We start from the raw sequence: 17,355 nt of genomic DNA, 5'->3' as shown, positions 1-17,355 counted from the left end.
CTACCGAGCCGACCGGCCGCCCCGACCCTTCCACGCCTTGACGGCCATCTGCGTCGCGATGAAAACGAGGAAGCCGGCGAACAGCAGGTTCGCGGCGAACGGGTCGAGGTGCAGTGCGATCCATGCGCCGAGCGCAGTCGTCGTGCATGCCGCGACGCCGATGAGCGCAGCGGCCGGCAGATCCACGTTCTTGCGTCGGATGTTGCCGATCGTGCCCGAGATGGCCGTCGGGATCATCATGAGCAGCGAGGTGCCCTTCGCGATCACGTCGCTCGTGCCGAACAGCAGGATCAGCGCCGGAACGACGATGATGCCGCCACCCACGCCGAGCAGACCCGACAGGATGCCGGTGATCACACCGAGCACGACCAGCCCGACGCCCGACCACACGTCGATGTCGAGTCCCGCGTCTCGCGACGGGATGACGATGAAGAGCATGATGACGACGACGGCGAGGAAGCCGATGAAGCCCCAGCGCAGGGCGTTCTGCGGGAGGCGTGCGAGCAGCCACGTGCCGATCTGGGCTCCCACGACAGCCCCCGCGGCGAGGACGAGCGCCGGAATCCACGCGACCGAGTCGCTGAGCGCGTACGAGACGACGCCGACGCTCGCAGTCGGCACGATCGCGGCCAGCGACGTGCCTGAGGCCAGTCGCTGGTCGAAGCCGAGGATGAGCACGAGCAGTGGAACGATGACCGTGCCGCCGCCGACGCCGAACAGGCCCGACAACAGTCCCGCCGCCAGGCCCACGGCCAGGCACGTGATGATGAACCGGGGCGTGCGCTCGCGCACATCGGACCCCTCACCCGCGAGCGGACTCACGCTTCCGGCACCTTCGGCGCCGGTGCTGCCGATGCGGCGGTCTGCTCGCCTGACAGTTCGTCAGTCACCGACTCGGCGGACTCGTCAGCGTGGTCGAGGACAGGCTCGTCTTGCGCGTCGATCGCATGCTCGAACTGGGACTGGTACAGCCGCCAGTAGGCGCCCTGTTGCGCGATGAGCTCGTCGTGGTTGCCCTGCTCGACGATGTCACCGTGCTCCATCACGAGGATGAGGTCGGCGTCGCGGATGGTCGACAGCCGGTGCGCGATCACGAAGGAGGTTCGCCCTTCGCGCAGCGCCGACATGGCGTGCTGCAGCAGCAGCTCGGTGCGGGTGTCGACCGAGCTCGTCGCCTCGTCGAGGATGAGCACCGCGGGCTGCGCAACGAACGCGCGCGCGATCGTGATGAGCTGCTTCTCACCCGCAGACACGTTCGCCGCATCCTCGTCGAGGACCGTGTCATAGCCCTCAGGAAGCGAGTGCACGAACTTGTCGACGCGGGTGGCGACAGCAGCCTCTGCGACCTCTTCGTCTGTTGCGGACTGGCGACCGTAGCGGATGTTCTCGCGGATGCTGCCCGCGAACAGCCACGGGTCCTGCAGCACCATGCCGGTGCGTGAGCGCACGTCGTCACGCGTGAGCTGGGCGATGTCCTGCCCGTCGAGCAGGATGCGCCCGCCGTCGAGCTCGTAGAAGCGCATCAGCAGGTTGACGAGCGTGGTCTTTCCGGCACCGGTCGGACCGACGATCGCGACCGTCTGACCCGGCTCGACGCGGAACGACAGGTCGCGGATGAGCGGCTTGTCGGGGCTGTAGGCGAACGAGACGTGCTCGAACTCGATGACACCGGGGCCGGGGACGAGTTCGGGGCCGTCTGCGTCGTCGGCGTCTTGCTCGTCCTCGTCGAGCAGTTCGAACACGCGCTCTGCCGAGGCGGTGCCGGACTGCACGACCGCGGCCATGCCGCCCAGCTCGGACAGGGGCTGGGTGAACTGCTGCGAGTACTGGATGAACGCCTGCACGCTGCCGAGGCTCAGCTGCCCCGCTGCGACCATGAGCCCACCGAGGACGGCGATGCCGACGTAGGTGAGGCTGCCGATGAACATCATGCCCGGCATGATCATGCCGGAGAGGAACTGCGCCTTGAACGCGGCCTGGTAGAGCTCTTCGTTCTCTTCTTGGAACTTCTCGCGGCTGTCGGCCTCGCGACCGTACACGCGCACGAGCGCGTGGCCGGAGAAGGACTCCTCGACACGCGCGTTGAGGCGCCCGACCTTGCGCCACTGCGTCGCGAAGGCCTTCTGCGAGCGAGGTCCGATGATGCCGAAGATGACGCCCATGAGCGGCAGGGCGACGAGCGAGACGAGCGCGAGCTGCCACGAGATGGAGAACATCATCGTGAGCACGCCGACGACGGTGAGCACGTTGGTGATCGCCGTCGACAGCGACTGCTGCATCGTCTGGGTGATGTTGTCGATGTCGTTCGTGACGCGCGAAATGAGCTCACCGCGTTGCACCTTGTCGAAGTACGACAGCGGCAGACGGTTGATCTTCGCCTCGACGTCCTCACGCAGACGCCACATCGTGCGCACCATGATGATGTTGATGACGAAGCCCTGCAGCCAGGTGAGGATGGCGGAGCCGACGTAGATCGCCAGCACGCCCACGACGATCCACTTGAGCTGTTCGAAGTCGACGCCGGCGCCGACCTCGAAGTTCTGCATGGCGCCGACCATGTTGGCCATCTCGCCCTGCCCGGCCGCCTCGAGCGCCGCGACGACATCGGCCTGCGAGGTGCCCGCCGGGAACTGGTCGGCGAGCGCAGTCGAGAAGACCCCCTGGAAGATCACGTCGGTGGCGGCACCGAGCACCTTCGGCGCGATGACGGCGAGCACGACGCCGATGGCGCCGAGGATCGACACGAAGACGAACGCGGCCGCCGACGGACGCAGCAGTCCGATCATGCGCTTGAAGCTGGGGCCGAACTGCGACGCCTTGCCCGGTGCCACACTGTCCCAATCGCCCGAGTTCAGGCGCGCCTGCTCGGCGAGTTCGAGCTCGAGCTTCTCGTCTTCGCTGAGGGTCTCGGTCGTGTTCACGTTCTCCCCGGCGCTCATGCGTCAACTCCGAGCTGCGATTCGACGATCTCGCGGTAGGTCTCGCTGGTCTCGAGCAGCTCTTCGTGGGTGCCGAGGCCGACCATGCGGCCGTCTTCGAGCACGACGATGCGGTCCGCATCGGTCACCGTCGAGATGCGCTGCGCGACGACGATCTTCGTGATGTCGGGCATCTCACGCCACAGCGCCTGTCGCAGCCTGGCATCCGTCGTCAGGTCGAGGGCAGAGAACGAGTCGTCGAACACGAGCACGTCGGGGCGTCGCACGACGGCCCGCGCGATCGAGAGTCGCTGCCGCTGACCGCCCGAGACGTTCGTGCCGCCCTGCGCGATGCGCGCGTCCAGGCCACCGGCCATTTCGGCGACGAACTCCCTGCCCTGCGCGATCTCGAGGGCGTGCCAGAGCTCTTCGTCGCTCGCATCCTCCTTGCCGAAGCGAAGGTTGCTGGCGACGGTGCCGGTGAACAGGAACGCCTTCTGCGGCACGTAGCCGATGCCCTGCCAGAGCCGGTCGAGATCGGCTTCACGCACGTCGACGCCGGCGACGCGCACAGCGCCCGCCGTCGCGTCGAACAGGCGCGGGATCAGCGAGACGAGCGTTGACTTGCCCGACCCGGTCGAGCCGACGATCGCGACGGTCTCGCCGGGCGCGGCGCGGAAGCTGATGCCCTGCAGCACCGGCACGTCGGCCCCGGGATAGGTGAAGGTGACGTCATCGAACTCGACGGTGCCTGGAGCGGTGAACTCGGTGATCGGCTGCGCCGGGCGCTCGAGTCGGTCATCACTGTCGAGCACTTCGCCGATGCGGTCGGCCGACACGGCGGCACGCGGGATCATGATCGTCATGAACGTCGCCATGAGCACACCCATGAGGATCTGACCGACGTACTGCATGAAGGCGAACAGGGTGCCGATCTCGACGTTGCCGGCATCGACCTGGATGCCGCCGAACCAGATCACGCCGACGACGGTCACGTTGAGCACGAGCATCGCGAGCGGGAACATGATCACGAACAGCGAACCGACCTTGCGGCCGACGACCATGATGTCGGTGTTGGCGACGCGGAAGCGGTCTTCTTCGATGCGCTCACGTACGAACGCGCGCACGACGCGCACGCCGGTGAGCTGTTCCCGCATGATGCGGTTCACGTTGTCGAGCTTGGTCTGATACGCGCGGAACAGCGGCACCATGCGGCTGATGATGAGCACGGCGATCACGAGCAGCACCGGCACCGAGACGGCGATGAGCCAGCTCAAGCCGACGTCCTGCTGGACCGCCATGATGATGCCGCCGATCGCCAGCAGGGGCGCGGTGACGAGCATCGTGGCGCCCATCATCGCGAGCATCTGCACCTGCTGCACGTCGTTGGTGTTGCGCGTGATGAGGGTGCCGGGGCCGAAGCGCGACACCTCACGTTCGCTGAAGCCGCTCACCTTCTGGAAGACGTCGCGGCGGATGTCGCGACCGACGCTCATGGCCGCACGCGCCGCGAAGTAGGTCGCGATGATCGAGGCGACGATCTGGCCGAGGGCGATGCCGAGCATGAGCACACCGTTCGACCAGATGTAGGCGGTGTCACCGTTGGTGACGCCCTTGTCGATGATGTCCGCGTTCAGTCGGGGCAGGTACAGCGAGGCCATCGCCGAGGCGAACTGGAAGATCAGCACGCCCGCGAGCAACAGCTTGTACTGCCGCAGATAGCGGACGAGGAGTTTTCCGAGCATGCGCGAGCTTCCCAGACGGCGACGGAGGAACGTTTCATCCTAGCCCCGGACCTCCGACATCGGGTTCGCCGCATCAGGTCGGATCGGAGGCCATCTCCCACATCTTCGGCGAACGCCACAGCGCGCTGGTGGTCAGCGACCGGATCATCTCCATCTCCTTGGGCAGCCGGTTGTAGAGCTTCATGAACAGCTCTTCGGCCTCCAGCAGCTCCGCCGTCCAGTCGCGGCGGTTGATGGCCATGCAGGTGAAGAAGTCGGCATCCGAGAAGTCCAGCCCTTCCCAGTTCAAGTCTTCGTAGCGGGGCATCCAGCCCAGCGGGCTCTCGACGGCGTGCGCCTTGCCGCGGGCGCGGCCCACGATCCACTGCAGCACTCGCATGTTCTCGCCGAAGCCGGGCCAGAGGAACGTGCCGTCCTCGTCGCGGCGGAACCAGTTCACCTGGAAGATGCGCGGCGGGTTGGGCACCTTCCGACCGAACGAGAGCCAGTGGTTGATGTAGTCGCCCATGTTGTAGCCCGCGAACGGCAGCATCGCGAACGGGTCGCGGCGTACGACACCCTGCGTACCGAATGCCGCGGCGGTCGTCTCGGAGCCCATCGTCGCCGCCATGTACACGCCGTAGGCCCAGTTGAAGCTCTGCGTGATCAAGGGAATGGTGCCGGCTCGGCGCCCGCCGAACACGAACGCGCGAATGGGGACGCCGGCCGGGTCGTCCCACGACTCGTCGAGGGCGGGGTTGAGGGTCGCCGGCGAGGTGAACCGGGAGTTCGGGTGGGCCGCCTTCGTGCCGGATTCCGGCGTCCAGTCATTGCCCTGCCAGTCGATCAGGTGCGCCGGTGTCTCACCGTCCATCCCCTCCCACCACACGTCGCCGTCGTCGGTGAGGGCGACATTGGTGAAGATCGTGTCGCTGCGCACGGATGCCATGGCCGCCGGATTGGTGGCGTTGGAGGTGCCGGGGGCGACCCCGAAGTACCCGGATTCGGGGTTGATGGCGTACAGCTTGCCGTCATCGCCCGGTTTGATCCAGGCGATGTCGTCGCCGACCGTGGTGACCTTCCAGCCCTTGTCGGAGAACGCCGGCGGCGGCACCAGCATCGCGAAGTTCGTCTTGCCGCAGGCGCTCGGGAACGCGGCGGCGACGTAGGTCTTCTCCCCCTCCGGGTCGGTCACCCCGAGGATGAGCATGTGCTCGGCGAGCCAGCCCTCATCCCGCGCCATCGACGACGCGATCCGCAGCGCGAGGCACTTCTTGCCCAGCAGCGCGTTGCCGCCATAGCCGGAGCCGTACGACCAGATCTCCCGGGTCTCGGGAAAGTGGACGATGTACTTCTCGTCGGGGTTGCACGGCCACGCGACATCCTGCTGGCCGAGCGCGAGCGGGGCTCCCACCGTATGCATGCACGGCACGAAGTCGCCATCGGCGCCGAGGACCTCGGCTGCGCCCTTGCCCATGCGCGTCATGATCTTCATGCTCACGACGGCGTACGGCGAATCGGTCAACTGCACGCCGAGGCGCGCGATCGGCGATCCGAGCGGCCCCATGCTGAACGGGACGACGTACATCGTGCGGCCGGTCATGCAGCCGGCGAACAGGTCGCGGAGGATGCCGCGCATCTCGCGCGGGTCCATCCAGTTGTTGGTGGGTCCGGCATCCTCCTCGCTGCGCGAGCAGATGAAGGTGCGCTCCTCGACGCGGGCGACGTCGCTCGCATCACTGCGTGCGAGGAAGCTGTTCGGGCGCTTGTCGGGATTGAGGCGGATGAACGTGCCGGCCTGGACGAGCTCCTCGCACATCGCCTCGTACTCTTCATCCGACCCGTCGCACCAGTGGATGTCGGCCGGCGTACACAGCTCGGCCATCTCCTCCACCCAGGCGATGAGTGCTTCGTTCGTGATCCACACCGGTGTGCTCATAGCCCGAGCATGCCCGCTGACGGCGCCGGGCGCCAGGGTTGCGCGTCGATGCGAACCATCGCCCGTCGCGGGCGGCGAACGACAAAACCCCCGATAAATCGGGGGTTCTCATCTGTAGCAGGAGCGGGGCTTGAACCCGCGACCTCACGATTATGAGTCGTGCGCTCTCACCAACTGAGCTACCCTGCCGCGACGCACCCGAAGGTGGTGTGCGAGCCCCGAGTCAGGATTGAACTGACGACCCCTTCCTTACCATGGAAGTGCTCTGCCACTGAGCTATCGGGGCGTGCTGCCCGCGTGCGGACAACTCATCGAGAATACCACCCACGCGGCGTCCCGACGAATCGAGGTCAGCTCCCCGCGTGCTCGAACATCCACGCCATCGGGTCGACCCGGGTGGTGCCACCGAGCAGCACCTCGAAGTGCAGGTGCGCACCGGTCACCTTGCCGGTCGCGCCGACCGTTCCGAGCACGTCGCCGACGCTCACGGTGTCGCCGGGCGCGACGTTCAGCGAGCCGTACTGCATGTGCGCGTACCGGGTCGAGACGATCTCGCCGTCGATGACGTGGTCGATCATGACGTTGACGCCGTAGTCGCCGCCGGCCTCCGTCGCGATGCGGACGGTGCCGTCGGCGATCGCATGGATCTCGGCGCCGGCGCCGGGCGTGAGGTCGACGCCGTTGTGTGCCGACGCGAACGTCGCGAGGTAGCTCGACGAGCCGTAGGCGGCCGAGATCGGCACGCCGACCTCGAAGGGCCACTGCACGTCGGCGTTCGGGTTGTTCACCCAGGTGTTCGCGAACTGCGTCACGCCGGCTTCTGCGGCGAGGTCGGCGAGCGAGGCGACGTTGTAGGTGTCGGTGCGGTTGAGCGCGAGCGCCTCGGTGTCCGACGCGGTGACGTACGCCTGGATGTCGGCTTCTTCTTCGGTCGCGGCGGTGCCGACGGCGCGGATGTCGGTGGATGCCGACGACGCAGCGAGCGCGGCGGGTCCTGCGGTGCCGAAGGCGAGCAGCCCGACCACACCCATGACGCCGATCGAGAAGGATGCCGCGGTGATGCGGCCGGCGATCGCGCGCCCCGAGATGCGACGGCGCGGCGCCAGGTGCACGGCGGGAACGAACTCGGTCGGTGCGCTCGCGGCCGTGCGGACCGGAACCTCACCCGTGAAGGAGAAGAGCCGTGCGGCGCGCTCGAACTCGTCGACGCTGCATTCGGACTGTCCGGCGAACGTCGCCGGCACGACGACGGGTTCGAGGACGGGCTCGTCGTGCGCCAGTTCCTGCGCGGCGGGAGCGGGCACAGAATCGCCGGGCGTCGCGATGGTGCGAGCCCGGCGTCGGAGGGGACGTGCGGGGACCTGTGCGGTCACGTCACCGTGAGTGCCGGCTGAGGCGATGACGGTCGCGATGACGGCGGCCTGTGCGGTCGCGTCGACGATCGGCGTTTCGACCGCGGGCGATGCCTCGTTCTGGGCCTCGACGACGGGGGCATCGACAACGGATGCCGTCGTCTCGACCTGCGCACCCGCCTGCTGCCGACGCCATTCCGCGCGCGTCATCGCAGCCTGCGCGACGGGCGCAGTGGCAGCGAGACGGCTGGAGCGGCGCGTGGGCGCGGCGTCAGCCGGTCGGGGGGCGAGGGTCAAAGGGCAGGCTCTCGTCGTTCAGCCGAGCGGGGGTCTCGGATGGGCTTCATCGGGGGCTTCGATCACTTCACCGTCGGGCCGGCAAAGGTAACGATCGGGTAAACACTATCGGCATCCGCCTGGGAATGCCATGGACGACTCACCGATATATGACCGCGGCGAGTCGCTCGAACAGTTCAGGCGCGGCCGCGAGCGTCATCGTCCGCCCGGGCGCCCCGTCGGGCTGACCACCCATGCGCCCGCCCGCTTCGAGGACGAGCAGGCCGCCGGCGGCGTGATCCCACGGGTACAGCCCCCGCTCGAAGTACGCGTCGAGCCGGCCGGCCGCGACGAACGCGAGATCGAGTGAGGCGGCCCCTGCACGACGGATGTCGCGCGCCAACTCGAACGCGCGGGTCACACGGTCGAGATCGCCCGCGCGGGTCGCAGGGTCGTAGCCGAATCCGGTCGCCACGAGCGCGCCGGCGGGGCCCGGTTCGCTCACCGCGAGGCGCTGCTCGCCGAGCCACGCGCCGCCGCCGCGCGTCGCGTGAAACAGCTCGCCGGTCGCCGGATTGTGCACGACGCCGACTTCGGCGCGCCACGAGCGGGCGTCGGGCTCACCGGTGACGGCGGCGATGCTCACTGCGTAATGGGGGATGCCGTAGGCGTAGTTCACGGTGCCGTCGATCGGGTCGACGACCCACGTCACGCCGGTCTCACTGCGCGCGGCGTCGGACTCCTCGCCGAGGAAACCGTCACCCGGGCGCGCTGCGGCCAGACGGTCGCGCACGAGCTGCTCGACCTCGCGATCAGCCTCGGTGACGATGTCGGCGATCGTCGACTTCGTCGCGGCGATCGACACCCCCTCCGATCGCCTGCGGCGGGCGAGCGCACCTGCCTCACGAGCGATCTCGAGAGCGAGCGGCAACAGGTCGGGGGCATCCACCATGCCTCCACGCTACGCGCACTACCGTGGTGCCATGAGCGCCGCCCCACCCATCCACGACGTCGTCATCGTCGGCGGAGGCCACAACGCCCTCGTCGCCGCCGCCTACCTCGCCCGCTCGGGGCTCAGCACCGTCGTGCTGGAGCGATTGGACCACGTCGGCGGGGCGGCCGTGTCGGAGCGCCCCTGGGCAGGCGTCGATGCGCGACTGTCGCGCTATTCCTACCTGGTGAGCCTGCTCCCCCGCCGCATCCTCGATGACCTCGGCATCTCACTGGAGCTTCGCCGCCGACGCTATTCGTCGTACACGCCCGACCCGCACGACCCGGCACGCGGCATCCTGGTCGACAACGGCGACGCGTCGGCGACCGCCGCATCGTTCCTGCGCACGACCGGGGATGCAGACGAGGCGGCCCGATTCGCCGCGTTCTCGCAGCGGATGCTGCCGCTGTCGCGCACGTTGTTCCCCACCGTCACCGAACCGCTGCGTCGTGCAGGCGACGTCCGTGCCCTGACTGCGGACGACGACCTGTGGCGAAGTGTCGTCGAAACCCCGCTCGGCACGTTGCTGCGCGACTCGCTCGAGACGGACATCGCCCGCGGCATCGCCCTCACCGACGGACTGATCGGCACCTTCGCAACGGCCGACGACGTGTCGCTGCGGCAGAACCGCTGCTTCCTCTATCACGTGATCGGCGGCGGCACCGGCGACTGGGACGTGCCCGTCGGCGGCATGGGGCAGGTGAGCGGCGCGCTCGAGCGGGCCGCTCGGGATGCCGGCGCCGACCTTCGCACCGGCGTCACCGTCTCCGCCATCACCCCCGACGGCGAGGTGACACTCGACAGCGGGGAGGTGATCCCTGCCCGCCTCGTGCTCGCCGGCGTCGGCCCCGCCGTGCTCGACGACCTGCTTGCCGCGGGCGGCGGCGATGCCCTCGGCGCCGAACGCCCCGAGGGCGCGCAGGTGAAGGTGAACATGCTGTTGCGGCGACTCCCCCGGCTGCGTGATGAGTCGGTCGCGCCCGAAGCGGCGTTCGCCGGCACGTTCCACATCAACGAGACGCTCACGCAGCTCGACGCCGCGCATGCCACGGCCGCAGGCGGTGGCATCCCCGATCCGCTCCCCGCCGAGATCTACTGCCACTCCCTCACCGACCCGAGCATCCTCTCGCCTCGGCTGCGAGAAGAAGGCGCCCACACACTGACCCTGTTCGGTCTGCAGGTGCCGCACCGGCTCACAACGGGCGTGGACCGCGACCGCGTTCGCGACGACCTCCTCACCGCGGCGCAGCGCTCACTCGACGCCGTGCTCGCGGAGCCGATCTCCGATGTGCTCTATGAAGCGCCCGACGGCAGCCCGTGCATCGAAGCGAGGACCACGGCAGACCTCGAGGAGTCGCTGGCCATGCGCGGCGGCGACATCTTCCACGGGTCGCTGTCGTGGCCGTGGGCCGGTGACGATGAGGCGCTCGAGACGCCCGCGCAACGCTGGGGCGTCGCCACCGCGCACCCTCGCATCCTGGTGTGCGGGTCGGGCGCGCGCCGCGGCGGTGCCGTCAGCGGCATCGGGGGCCACAACGCGGCGATGGCCGCGCGCGAAATCCTCGCGCGCTGACCGTCACTCGCGACCCCTCAGCCCCAGGTTCGCGAGCCCTCGCACTATTCGCGAGCCCACACGATTCCGGACGCAGAATCGTGTGGGCTCGCATCAGCTGTGTGGGCTCGCCGCTCAGCGCGGCGGCGCGGGCGGCGGCGGATAGCTCTGGTATCCGGGCTGCGCGTCGGGTGCGGCGGGCGGCTGGACGGGATCGGGCAGCGGCGGAGCGGCAGGCACCGACGGCTGTTCGATCGCGGCCGGTGCGGGCGCCGCCTGCGGAGCGCCCTGCGGGAAGGTCGGCTGGCCGGTGTAGTAGGCGTTCCAGTCGGGCGCGCCGTCGGGCATGACCGGCAGCGGGGTACGTCCGTCGGCGTAGGTGGGCCAGGCGACCGGCCCGGGCTGCGGCACGGCCTGGGCGACGGGCTTGGGCGTGCGCGGCGCGAAGAGCGCATTGACGAGCGGCACGAGTGCCGTGCCGACGGCGGCGAGGATCGCGAGGGCGACCACGATGCGCCAGTACAGGTCGCCGAAGTCGGTGTACTCGTCGAGCATGAGCGGCAGGACGAGCAGCACGACGAGGATCACGACGAGGGCGATGGTCACATACGTGACGATGCTCGTGAAGGTCGTCTGGTGGCGCAGGTACGCCTTCGTGAACAGCCACACGTGCAACAGGGCAAGTTGGACGATCACGACCATGAAGAAGAACTTCGAGAACCGGTCGAAGCCGCCCATGAAACCGTCGTACGGCATCCAGATGAGGAACGCGCCGAGCAGCAGGATCACGACCCACGACGTCATGCTCGCAAGCGCCAGCCATGCAGGTCGGCGCGATGCCAGGCTGGCCTCGAGGATCGAGATCCCCGCGAACGCGGCGAGCAAGAGGATCGTGAGGAACGCCTTGCCGATCATGCCGTCGGCATCCCCGATCAGCACCCACACGACGCAGACGACCGCCGCCGCGATCAGCGCGCCGATCGCGACCCAGATGGCCGCGCGCAGCAGCTTCGACGATGACGGACTGGTGATCGGTTCACTCATTGCCTGTTCCTCCCCCGCGGCGTCGCCGCTGCGACCATCCTGGCACGGAGACAGCGCGGAACGACGAAGGGCCCCGCATTCGCGGAGCCCTTCACAATCGGTGGCGAGTGAGGGATTCGAACCCCCGAAGTCGAAGACGGCTGATTTACAGTCAGATCCCTTTGGCCACTTGGGTAACTCGCCAGGCGCACCCGCCCGGCTTGTGCAGTCGACCGGAGGCGCGAGTACCTATCTTAGCCGCACGTTCAGCAGTGCGAAAACCATGCCCGTCACGGCTCGGCGATGCGCTCCACGAACGCCTCGATCCGGTGTTTCGTGCCGTCGATGCGACGGTCCACGCTCGCCCGGATCTCGCCCGGCGCGAGCGGCGCCGCGAGCCGCACGTTCTCGTGGCACGACAGGTCTGCGCAGATGTACGTGCCGACGCTGTCGCCTCGGTCTCCGGCATCCCCGGCTCTGCGCGCCGTGAACAGCGCAACCTGATCGCCCGGCTGCATCGTGTGGCAGAGGTTGCACATCGCCGGGTGCGCATGCGACGAACCGCCACCGGCGCGCAGCACGATGCCGGTCGCGGCGCCGTCGAGTTCGGCGACGAGGTAGCCGCGACCACGCGTGCGAGGATCGCGCCACGCGAAGAAGTCGAGGTGGTCCCACTCGACGAGAGGAAAGTCCAATGGCAGCGCGAGTCGGTCCCGCTCGTCGTCCGATGCGTTGACGAGCACCGCCCGCACCTCGTGTTCGGTGAGGGCCTGCATGCGGTCAGTCTACGAAACCGGGCGCGGTCAGCCGCTCGCCCAGATGAACAGCGCAATGGCGACGATGAGCCCCAGCACGGTGCCGACGATCGGCCATACGTAGCCGGCCTTGCGCGTGAACGCGATGACGAGCCCGACGATGCCGAGCACAGCGGCCAGTGCCCCGCCGAGGATCGCGATCGGCAGCGCGGCGAACAGGAACCACACGAAGTTCTCGTCGACCGTCGCGGTCAGCGCGAGCACGGCGATGCCCGGCACGATGCTGAGGCACGCGACGATGACGGCGACGACGCCCCAGGCGCGCTGCGCAGTCACGGACACGGGGGGCGTTGTCATGCCCACACCCTACGACCCGGCCGGGACGCGGCTCGGTAGACTCCTCGGCATGGCTGACTCTTCGTTCGACATCGTCTCCAAGATCGACCGCCAGGAGGCGGACAACGCGCTCAACCAGGCGCGCAAGGAGGTCGAGCAGCGCTACGACTTCAAGGGCACCGATGCGTCGGTCGAGTGGAGCGGCGAGGCGATCCTCATCAAGGCGAACAGCGAAGAGCGCGCGAAGGCCGTGCTCGACGTGTTCCAGTCGAAGCTCATCAAGCGCGGCATCTCGCTGAAGTCGCTCGACTCGGGCGACCCGCACGCCAGCGGCAAGGAATACCGCATCGTCTCGACGCTGAAGGAAGGCATCTCGCAGGAGAACGCCAAGAAGATCGGCAAGATCATCCGCGACGAGGGCCCGAAGTCGGTCAAGTCGCAGATCCAGGGCGACGAGCTGCGCGTGCAGTCGAAGTCGCGCGACGACCTGCAAGAGGTGCAGCGTCTGCTCAAGGCCGCCGACCTCGACGTCGATCTGCAGTTCGTCAACTACCGGTAGGCCTAGTCGGGCGTTGAGACGTTCATCACCGACGCCTTCGCTGATCAGGCGTAGCGAGGTTTTCTGACGTGCTACCAGGAATCCTCGGCGCATTCGAGACGCCCATTGCGGGTGCGAGGCTGGTCATCATTCCGGGCTGCTGTTCGCCTGCTCGGCGATGTCGGTCAGTGCGAGGATTCGTGCCTCGAGCGCGCGCAGAAGTGGTTCGCGTCGGGTGGTCTTGAGCAGCTCGTTGATGTATGACTGCGCCAGGCCTGTCGCGACGAGCCCGGCGTAGGCGCTGTCTTCGATTTCTACGACGAGGTCGCTGACGGCGTCGACGTCGTCGGCGACAATCGCGTGAAGGAGTCGTGCGGCGAGGCGTTCCGGCGCGTCCATGTCGGATCCTCCTTCTCTTGTGGGTTTCTGAGGTCGCGTGTGCCGCGCGGTGAGGGGTCTCTCCCGTCGTGCGGACGAGACCCCTCACGCGTGGTCCTTGCTGCGGAGGCGGCCATGATCGCGGCGAGGTCGCCTGCGATCGCGGACGCGGTCACGCGTCGATGCTGCGGTTCTCCTGCTGGACGATCTTGTCGCCGCTGGTGATGCCGATCTTGCGCGGCTTGGCGCGCTCAGCGATCGGGATGCGCAGGCGCAGCACCCCGGCGGTGTAGTCGGCATCGACGTGCTCAGTATCGAGCGAGTCCCCGAGAACGAGCTGTCGGCTGAAAACACCCCAGGTGCGTTCGGCGGCGACGGAGTTCGCGGCATCCGGCATCCGGCTCAGGCGTTCGGCTCGGATGGTGAGGACGTTGCGTTCCACATCGATGTCGAGCTTGTCCGGCTCGATGCCGGGCAGGTCGAGTTCGACGACGAACTGGTCGCCCTCGCGCCACGCGTCAAGCGGCATGCTCGACGGGCGGCTGACGGTTCCGAAGACCTGCTGTGTGAGGCGGTCGAGGTCGCGGAACGGGTCGTGTTGCAGCAGCATTTCGGATCTCCTCCTGTTCACATGTACTGGTCGACATTCGACGATCTATATCGAATGCAGTAGATTTTGTACCTCAACTTGGACAGCAATGCAAGTACTGTTCTCAGTGAACGTCGGAGGTGAGCGGTGATGTCGGAACCGGATCGAGACCCGGGCCGGACGCGGGGGGTGTATAGCATCGCGATCGCCGCGGAGCTGGTGGGCGTGGGCATTCAAACCCTCCGCTTGTATGAGTCCCGCGGACTCGTCGACCCAGCCCGCAGCGCGGGCGGGACACGGCGATACAGCGACGCCGACGTCGACGTGCTTCGGCGCGTCGTTCGCCTCCTCGCGGAAGGCGTCAACCTCGCCGGAGCACGCCAGATCATCCAGCTCGAAGACGACAACCACGCCCTCCGAGCGATCATTGCCGCCTCTAAGAGTACGAACGGCGAATGACGCGCACGCAGTCGCGACTCCACTGCGACGGGGAACGCCAGGGGCACGCGCGACCGAGTGCGATCTTGCGAGTCGAGAGCTGCCCGATGTCGATGCGACGTTGCTGGATGCTTTGGTTGACCGCATCCGCTTCGTCGTTCGAGGCCGTGACGAGCGCGACGCGCTTGCGTTGTCCCATCCAGCGGAACCACGCGTCAACCATCTGTTCGCGTGCCGCATCTTCGCTCGCGCTCGCTGAGACGGCATCGTCAGCCGTACGCGATGAAGCGCGCGGTCGTGCCGCGGAACGTGCTCGGGGTCTGGCCGGGCAGGGCGGAGCCGCTTGGGGGGCCGGGCGGCGACTCCGAGCCGTCGTGCGCGAGTCGGCGGTGGGTGTCACGGCGGGTACCTCGCAGGCGCATGATCTCGCCGGCACCTGACAACAGCCGGGCGGTGATCGGCTTGAAAGACGGGATGGCGACCGGCTTGCGACTATGCGGCTTCAGCATGGCTCTGACATTCGATGCAGGCGGCCGCGGACGGCAGCACCTCGAGTCGCGCGGGCGCGATCTGGTTCCCACACCGGACGCAGCGTCCGTACGTGCCGGCAGAGATACGGTTGAGCGCCGCGGTGATCTGGTCGACGGCGAGGCGGTGGGATGCCGTGGCCTGGTAGGCGACCGGGTCGACGCTTGGCGCAGCGAACGGCTGGAGTTCCTGTATCGCCAACAGCCGCTCGTCGAGCTGCCGCTCGAGCTCGCGCTGCAGTGCAGCGATCGGGACGGTGTCGGGCGTTTCGATGGTCATGAATCCTCCTGGATAAACAAAATCGCGCCGCAGGTGCGACGCGATGGGGTGTCCGGTTCGACCGGTTCGACGGAACCAGTCTCACGGAGGCGCGGCGCCCCAGGCGAGCGGCGTGGACAAGCCACCCGCGACGCTCTGCCGGGGCGGGAGCACCTCGTGGCGTGCGCCAGCGACGTCGGCCACTGCCGTCACGACGGAGGCGTCGATGAGACGCTCCGTACGGTGGCGACAGGTGTTCGTGGTCATGGTCATCACCATAGCCCGGTTGCAAAAAAAGGCAAGTCAGCGGATTTTTTTGTGCAAGGGGGTCGCGAGTTGACATTCTCTGGAAGGCGGCTATGGTCGGGGGTTCACCCGCCAGCCAATCAGGGGAAGTGAGGCATCATGTCAGGCAGGTCACCGCGTGCGCGCGACGCCAAAAAAGTGGCGCAGTCGTCGCCGAAGCAGAAGCGCGCCGAGAAGCGCGCGAGCGCGCAATCCCGAGCGTTCATCAAGCCGCGCAAGGGCGCGTCCGGTTGACGAACGACGCGGGCTCCTCAGCGCGGGGAGCCCGCGGCACCCCCGCTCGACGCGCGCCAGGAAGACCTCTTCGAGCGCCGGCTGCTTCTGCTTCTGCTGTTCGAGCGGTCCGGTCAACAGCTCGATCCATCTGGCTGCCATGTCGGCGTCCTTCGCTGATGTCCATGAACCCCTGATCGCGCAGCCCGGTGACGCAACCCTCCCCGCGAACAAGCAGCGGACCCGACGGGTCAGCGCAGCGCGCCGCGGCGCAGCCAGCGCTCGAGCTGCGCGTACGCGTCCGCACGCGGCTCCGGGCGCGACAGGAACAGGTCGTGGATGCCGTCGGTGATCCGCACGATCGTCACGGCCCGTCCGATGCGGGTCGCCGCCTTCGCGATGTCGTCGACGACGAGCACGGAGTCAGAACGCGTCATGGCCTCGTTCCACTGCACGGGCGTCGTGGTGCGGGTCGACAGCATGACGAGCGTCGGGCACCCGACATCCACACCCGCAGCGATCCGGGCGTGGCCGCGCACGATCGCCGCCAGCCAGCCGGGATGCGTCGGAAAGCCACGCTCGGGCCGCCACGCCGCACGGTACTCGGGCACTGGCAGTGCGCCGATCTCGGTCTGCGCCCGGGTGTAGAACCCGAGGTCGACCTCGGGGTGCGTCCCCAACGGATCAACCGCGGCCCGCCATTGGACGAGCGGCGCGAGCGCTTGGCGCGCGAGGCCACCCACCTGCAGTTCGAGCCACGGACTGTTGAGCACCAGCGCGTCGGCGACGCCCGGATGCCGTGACGTCCAGAGCGTGAGCGTCAGACCGCCGGTCGAATGACCCATCAGCACGAGCTTGCGCCGACGACCGCCGCGCACCGCAGGATCGTGACCCATCGCGACGAGTGCTGCACCGATGTCGAGGTCGTACTCGTCGAGGTCGGCGACGTACCCCGGTGTCTGCCCGTCGCGCAGGCTCCGACCGTACCCGCGCAGATCGACCGCATGGAAGCGCGCACCAAGACGGGTCCAGAAGCGGGCCAGTTCGGTTTGGAAGAAGTAGTCCGACCAGCCGTGCACGTACAGCACGTCGACATCACGCAACGCTCCGGTGAGCGCGGCGGTGAACGACGGCATCCGGCGCACGAGGGTCGCGACCGCCCCCGCGGGCTTGGCGCCGTCGAGTTCGAGCGTCACCTGCTCGAACCCGGCTCCCAGGATGTCGGGCGACCAGACCATGCC

The 17,355-nt window shown here is 68.0% G+C and carries 19 protein-coding genes and 3 tRNA genes; 3 read left to right on the top strand and 19 right to left on the bottom strand.

The genetic code is table 11. The features are described 5' to 3' along the window. The 8 genes from AC3ENX_RS00530 to AC3ENX_RS00495 form a co-directional block, all read right to left on the bottom strand. Complete coding sequence (locus tag AC3ENX_RS00530; RefSeq protein ID WP_434809885.1) at positions 1-822, bottom strand: sulfite exporter TauE/SafE family protein; 822 nt, start codon at positions 820-822, stop codon at positions 1-3. After that, positions 819-2,939 (bottom strand): ABC transporter ATP-binding protein, encoded by a 2,121-nt coding sequence (locus AC3ENX_RS00525; protein ID WP_434809883.1) that lies wholly within the window; start codon positions 2,937-2,939, stop codon positions 819-821. Before AC3ENX_RS00525 ends, AC3ENX_RS00530 begins: the two co-directional genes overlap by 4 nt. Beyond that, positions 2,936-4,663, bottom strand: coding sequence for an ABC transporter ATP-binding protein (locus AC3ENX_RS00520; protein ID WP_434809882.1), 1,728 nt, complete (start codon positions 4,661-4,663; stop codon positions 2,936-2,938). The genes AC3ENX_RS00525 and AC3ENX_RS00520 overlap by 4 nt, the downstream gene beginning before the upstream one ends. A gap of 73 nt (positions 4,664-4,736) precedes the next feature. Beyond that, complete coding sequence (locus AC3ENX_RS00515; RefSeq protein ID WP_434809881.1) at positions 4,737-6,581, bottom strand: phosphoenolpyruvate carboxykinase (GTP); 1,845 nt, start codon at positions 6,579-6,581, stop codon at positions 4,737-4,739. 115 nt (positions 6,582-6,696) lie between these two features. Next, positions 6,697-6,770: transfer RNA gene (locus AC3ENX_RS00510), tRNA-Met, on the bottom strand. A 25-nt stretch (positions 6,771-6,795) separates the two neighbouring features. Then, positions 6,796-6,867, bottom strand: a tRNA-Thr gene (locus AC3ENX_RS00505). A 64-nt stretch (positions 6,868-6,931) separates the two neighbouring features. Then, positions 6,932-8,143 carry a M23 family metallopeptidase gene (locus tag AC3ENX_RS00500; RefSeq protein WP_434809879.1) on the bottom strand — a complete coding sequence of 404 codons (1,212 nt, stop codon included), beginning with the start codon at positions 8,141-8,143 and terminating at the stop codon, positions 6,932-6,934. Positions 8,144-8,369: 226 nt separating this feature from the next. After that, positions 8,370-9,161, bottom strand: coding sequence for an inositol monophosphatase family protein (locus AC3ENX_RS00495; protein WP_434809878.1), 792 nt, complete (start codon positions 9,159-9,161; stop codon positions 8,370-8,372). 31 nt (positions 9,162-9,192) lie between these two features. On the opposite strand from AC3ENX_RS00495, the gene AC3ENX_RS00490 reads away from it, so the two are divergent. Continuing rightward, a complete protein-coding gene (locus tag AC3ENX_RS00490) occupies positions 9,193-10,773 on the top strand; it encodes a phytoene desaturase family protein (RefSeq protein WP_434809877.1) in 1,581 nt (526 codons plus the stop codon). Positions 10,774-10,887: 114 nt separating this feature from the next. Here the strand turns inward: AC3ENX_RS00490 and AC3ENX_RS00485 are convergent, their stop codons facing one another. The 4 genes from AC3ENX_RS00485 to AC3ENX_RS00470 all read right to left on the bottom strand — a co-directional run bounded on the left by AC3ENX_RS00485 (position 10,888) and on the right by AC3ENX_RS00470 (position 12,887). After that, positions 10,888-11,796, bottom strand: a complete 909-nt coding sequence (locus tag AC3ENX_RS00485) for a hypothetical protein (protein WP_434809876.1) — start codon at positions 11,794-11,796, stop codon at positions 10,888-10,890. 101 nt (positions 11,797-11,897) lie between these two features. Next, a tRNA-Tyr gene (locus AC3ENX_RS00480) sits at positions 11,898-11,979 on the bottom strand. An 86-nt stretch (positions 11,980-12,065) separates the two neighbouring features. Beyond that, positions 12,066-12,551, bottom strand: coding sequence for an FBP domain-containing protein (locus AC3ENX_RS00475; RefSeq protein WP_434809875.1), 486 nt, complete (start codon positions 12,549-12,551; stop codon positions 12,066-12,068). A gap of 27 nt (positions 12,552-12,578) precedes the next feature. Continuing rightward, the gene (locus tag AC3ENX_RS00470; protein WP_434809874.1) at positions 12,579-12,887 is read right to left on the bottom strand and encodes a hypothetical protein; all 309 of its coding nucleotides are present in this window, start codon (positions 12,885-12,887) and stop codon (positions 12,579-12,581) included. Positions 12,888-12,936: 49 nt separating this feature from the next. On the opposite strand from AC3ENX_RS00470, the gene AC3ENX_RS00465 reads away from it, so the two are divergent. Beyond that, a complete protein-coding gene (locus AC3ENX_RS00465; protein WP_434809873.1) occupies positions 12,937-13,425 on the top strand; it encodes a YajQ family cyclic di-GMP-binding protein in 489 nt (162 codons plus the stop codon). Positions 13,426-13,551: 126 nt separating this feature from the next. On the opposite strand, the gene AC3ENX_RS00460 is transcribed toward AC3ENX_RS00465, so the two are convergent. Together AC3ENX_RS00460 and AC3ENX_RS00455 are read right to left on the bottom strand one after the other, a co-directional pair. Continuing rightward, positions 13,552-13,803 carry a hypothetical protein gene (locus AC3ENX_RS00460; protein WP_434809872.1) on the bottom strand — a complete coding sequence of 84 codons (252 nt, stop codon included), beginning with the start codon at positions 13,801-13,803 and terminating at the stop codon, positions 13,552-13,554. A gap of 151 nt (positions 13,804-13,954) precedes the next feature. Then, positions 13,955-14,392, bottom strand: a complete 438-nt coding sequence (locus AC3ENX_RS00455; protein ID WP_434809871.1) for an Hsp20/alpha crystallin family protein — start codon at positions 14,390-14,392, stop codon at positions 13,955-13,957. A 129-nt stretch (positions 14,393-14,521) separates the two neighbouring features. On the opposite strand from AC3ENX_RS00455, the gene AC3ENX_RS00450 reads away from it, so the two are divergent. Beyond that, on the top strand, positions 14,522-14,830 hold the full coding sequence (locus tag AC3ENX_RS00450) for a MerR family transcriptional regulator (RefSeq protein ID WP_434809869.1): 309 nt from the start codon (positions 14,522-14,524) through the stop codon (positions 14,828-14,830). A gap of 248 nt (positions 14,831-15,078) precedes the next feature. Here the strand turns inward: AC3ENX_RS00450 and AC3ENX_RS00445 are convergent, their stop codons facing one another. The 5 genes from AC3ENX_RS00445 to AC3ENX_RS00425 all read right to left on the bottom strand — a co-directional run bounded on the left by AC3ENX_RS00445 (position 15,079) and on the right by AC3ENX_RS00425 (position 17,352). Continuing rightward, a complete protein-coding gene (locus AC3ENX_RS00445) occupies positions 15,079-15,318 on the bottom strand; it encodes a hypothetical protein (protein ID WP_434809868.1) in 240 nt (79 codons plus the stop codon). Beyond that, the gene (locus tag AC3ENX_RS00440) at positions 15,302-15,616 is read right to left on the bottom strand and encodes a TraR/DksA family transcriptional regulator (protein ID WP_434809867.1); all 315 of its coding nucleotides are present in this window, start codon (positions 15,614-15,616) and stop codon (positions 15,302-15,304) included. Before AC3ENX_RS00440 ends, AC3ENX_RS00445 begins: the two co-directional genes overlap by 17 nt. An 81-nt stretch (positions 15,617-15,697) precedes the next feature. Next, entirely contained in the window at positions 15,698-15,862 is a 165-nt protein-coding gene (locus tag AC3ENX_RS00435) for a hypothetical protein (RefSeq protein ID WP_434809865.1), read from the bottom strand. 150 nt (positions 15,863-16,012) lie between these two features. Continuing rightward, positions 16,013-16,276, bottom strand: a complete 264-nt coding sequence (locus tag AC3ENX_RS00430) for a hypothetical protein (protein ID WP_434809864.1) — start codon at positions 16,274-16,276, stop codon at positions 16,013-16,015. Positions 16,277-16,365: 89 nt separating this feature from the next. After that, positions 16,366-17,352 (bottom strand): alpha/beta hydrolase, encoded by a 987-nt coding sequence (locus AC3ENX_RS00425; protein ID WP_434809863.1) that lies wholly within the window; start codon positions 17,350-17,352, stop codon positions 16,366-16,368. Between the last annotated feature and the right edge of the window lie 3 nt (positions 17,353-17,355).

It is taken from the genome of Microbacterium sp. bgisy189 (assembly GCF_057707225.1).
This window is presented reverse-complemented; position numbering and strand designations above follow the sequence as displayed.

Bases quoted from the DNA above. Each gene is read 5' to 3' on its own strand.
- AC3ENX_RS00525 (WP_434809883.1), bottom strand. From the start codon at position 2,939: ATGAGCGCCGGGGAGAACGTGAACACGACCGAGACCCTCAGCGAAGAC.
- AC3ENX_RS00520 (WP_434809882.1), bottom strand. From the start codon at position 4,663: ATGCTCGGAAAACTCCTCGTCCGCTATCTGCGGCAGTACAAGCTGTTG.
- AC3ENX_RS00515 (WP_434809881.1), bottom strand. From the start codon at position 6,581: ATGAGCACACCGGTGTGGATCACGAACGAAGCACTCATCGCCTGGGTG.
- AC3ENX_RS00500 (WP_434809879.1), bottom strand. From the start codon at position 8,143: ATGACGCGCGCGGAATGGCGTCGGCAGCAGGCGGGTGCGCAGGTCGAG.
- AC3ENX_RS00495 (WP_434809878.1), bottom strand. From the start codon at position 9,161: ATGGTGGATGCCCCCGACCTGTTGCCGCTCGCTCTCGAGATCGCTCGT.
- AC3ENX_RS00490 (WP_434809877.1), top strand. From the start codon at position 9,193: ATGAGCGCCGCCCCACCCATCCACGACGTCGTCATCGTCGGCGGAGGC.
- AC3ENX_RS00485 (WP_434809876.1), bottom strand. From the start codon at position 11,796: ATGAGTGAACCGATCACCAGTCCGTCATCGTCGAAGCTGCTGCGCGCG.
- AC3ENX_RS00475 (WP_434809875.1), bottom strand. From the start codon at position 12,551: ATGCAGGCCCTCACCGAACACGAGGTGCGGGCGGTGCTCGTCAACGCA.
- AC3ENX_RS00470 (WP_434809874.1), bottom strand. From the start codon at position 12,887: ATGACAACGCCCCCCGTGTCCGTGACTGCGCAGCGCGCCTGGGGCGTC.
- AC3ENX_RS00465 (WP_434809873.1), top strand. From the start codon at position 12,937: ATGGCTGACTCTTCGTTCGACATCGTCTCCAAGATCGACCGCCAGGAG.
- AC3ENX_RS00460 (WP_434809872.1), bottom strand. From the start codon at position 13,803: ATGGACGCGCCGGAACGCCTCGCCGCACGACTCCTTCACGCGATTGTC.
- AC3ENX_RS00455 (WP_434809871.1), bottom strand. From the start codon at position 14,392: ATGCTGCTGCAACACGACCCGTTCCGCGACCTCGACCGCCTCACACAG.
- AC3ENX_RS00450 (WP_434809869.1), top strand. From the start codon at position 14,522: ATGTCGGAACCGGATCGAGACCCGGGCCGGACGCGGGGGGTGTATAGC.
- AC3ENX_RS00445 (WP_434809868.1), bottom strand. From the start codon at position 15,318: ATGCTGAAGCCGCATAGTCGCAAGCCGGTCGCCATCCCGTCTTTCAAG.
- AC3ENX_RS00440 (WP_434809867.1), bottom strand. From the start codon at position 15,616: ATGACCATCGAAACGCCCGACACCGTCCCGATCGCTGCACTGCAGCGC.
- AC3ENX_RS00435 (WP_434809865.1), bottom strand. From the start codon at position 15,862: ATGACCACGAACACCTGTCGCCACCGTACGGAGCGTCTCATCGACGCC.
- AC3ENX_RS00430 (WP_434809864.1), bottom strand. From the start codon at position 16,276: ATGGCAGCCAGATGGATCGAGCTGTTGACCGGACCGCTCGAACAGCAG.
- AC3ENX_RS00425 (WP_434809863.1), bottom strand. From the start codon at position 17,352: ATGGTCTGGTCGCCCGACATCCTGGGAGCCGGGTTCGAGCAGGTGACG.